Source organism: Stutzerimonas stutzeri SDM-LAC (assembly GCF_000235745.1).
Classification (GTDB): Bacteria; Pseudomonadota; Gammaproteobacteria; order Pseudomonadales; family Pseudomonadaceae; genus Stutzerimonas; species Stutzerimonas stutzeri_H.
The window spans coordinates 1-1,991 of the sequence record NZ_AGSX01000137.1 but is presented as its reverse complement, the minus strand read 5'-3'; the positions used below and the strand labels follow the sequence as shown (position 1 = coordinate 1,991).

At 63.2% G+C, this 1,991-nt stretch carries 1 protein-coding gene; it reads left to right on the top strand.

All coding sequences use genetic code 11. From position 1 onward, the window contains the following. Positions 1-72: 72 nt before the first annotated feature. A partial coding sequence (gene ptsP, locus PSTU_RS0114345; RefSeq protein ID WP_019341720.1) for a phosphoenolpyruvate--protein phosphotransferase occupies positions 73-1,991 on the top strand: 1,919 nt, incomplete at its 3' end.

The window sequence follows — 1,991 nt, the reverse complement described above, 5'->3', positions numbered from 1 at the left end:
TTTCCCGTCGCGCCTTAAAAGAACTCGCCCCGCGCCTCTTGGCGCGGGACTGACGGGAGAAAGCCCCTGAGCATGCTCGGCACGCTGCGCAAGATTGTCCAGGAAGTCAATGCCGCCAAGGACCTCACGGCGGCGTTGGGGATCATCGTGCTGAGGGTTCGGGAGGCCATGGCCAGTCAGGTCTGCTCGGTCTACCTGCTTGATCCCGATTCCGGGCGTTTCGTGCTCATGGCCACCGAAGGCTTGAACAAGAAGGCCATCGGCAAGGTCAGCATGGCGCCAAACGAGGGCCTGGTCGGCCTGGTTGGCACTCGCGAGGAGCCGCTCAATCTCGAACACGCCTCCGAGCACCCGCGCTATCGCTACTTTGCCGAGACCGGTGAAGAGCGCTACGCCTCTTTCCTCGGTGCACCGATCATTCACCACCGGCGGGTGATGGGCGTACTGGTCATTCAGCAAAAAGAGCAGCGCCTGTTCGACGAGGGCGAGGAAGCCTTCCTCGTCACCATGAGCGCGCAGCTCGCCGGGGTTATCGCCCACGCCGAGGCAACCGGTTCGATCCGCGGCCTTGGTCGGCAGGGTAAAGGCATTCAGGAAACCCGTTTCATCGGTATTCCCGGTGCGCCCGGCGCAGCCGTGGGCACCGCAGTCGTCGTCCTGCCGCCTGCCGATCTGGACGTGGTGCCCGACAAGGCGATCGATAACATACCTGCCGAACTCGAGCTGTTCGAAGCAGCCCTCGCGGCTGTGCGCGCCGACATGCGCGCCTTGTCCGACAAGCTTGCCACGCAGATGCGCAAGGAAGAGCGCGCGCTGTTCGACGTCTACCTGATGATGCTCGATGACTCAGCACTCGGTGGCGAGGTGTCCAAGGTCATTCGCACCGGCCAATGGGCCCAGGGCGCATTGCGCCAGGTCGTCAGCGACCACGTCGGCCGCTTCGAGATGATGGACGATGCCTACCTGCGCGAGCGTGCCTCGGACGTCAAGGACATTGGCCGGCGTCTGCTCAGCTATTTGCAGCAGGCCCGCCAGCAGACCCTGACCTATCCGGACAAAACCATTCTGGTCAGCGAAGAGCTGTCCCCGGCGATGCTCGGTGAAGTGCCCGAAGGCAAGCTGGTGGGCATGGTGTCCGTGCTTGGTTCAAGCAACTCGCATGTGGCGATCCTTGCCCGTGCCATGGGCATTCCCACCGTCATGGGCGCGGTCGATCTGCCATACTCGAAGGTCGATGGCATCGAGCTGATCATCGACGGTACCCGTGGCGAGATCATCACTAACCCCGCCAAGGTGCTGCGCGAGCAATACCTGGTTCTGGCCGAGCAGGAGCGGCAGCTGTCCGAAGGCCTCGACGTGCTGCGCGAGCTGCCGTGCGAAACGACGGACGGCATTCGCATCCCGTTATGGGTCAACACTGGGCTGCTTGCCGATGTGGTGCGTGCACAAGAGCGAGGCGCCGAAGGCGTCGGCCTGTACCGTACCGAAGTGCCCTTCATGATCAAGGAGCGCTTCCCGAGCGAGAAGGAGCAGATGGCGATCTACCGCGAGCAGCTGCAGGCCTTTCATCCGCTGCCGGTGACCATGCGCAGCCTCGACATCGGTGGTGACAAGAGCCTGCCGTATTTCCCGATCAAGGAAGAGAACCCCTTTCTTGGCTGGCGCGGCATCCGCGTCACCCTCGATCATCCCGAAATCTTCCTGCTGCAGACGCGCGCCATGCTCAAGGCCAGCGCCGGGCTGAACAACCTGCGCATCCTGCTGCCGATGATTTCCGGCACCCGCGAGCTGGAAGAGGCGCTGCACCTGATCCACCGCGCCTGGGGCGAGGTGCGCGATGAGGGCACCGATGTCGAGATGCCGCCAGTGGGCGTGATGATCGAGGTGCCTGCGGCTGTTTACCTGACCCGCGAACTGGCGCGTCAGGTGGATTTCATCTCGGTGGGCTCCAACGATCTGACCCAGTATCTGCTGGCGGTCGATCGCAACAA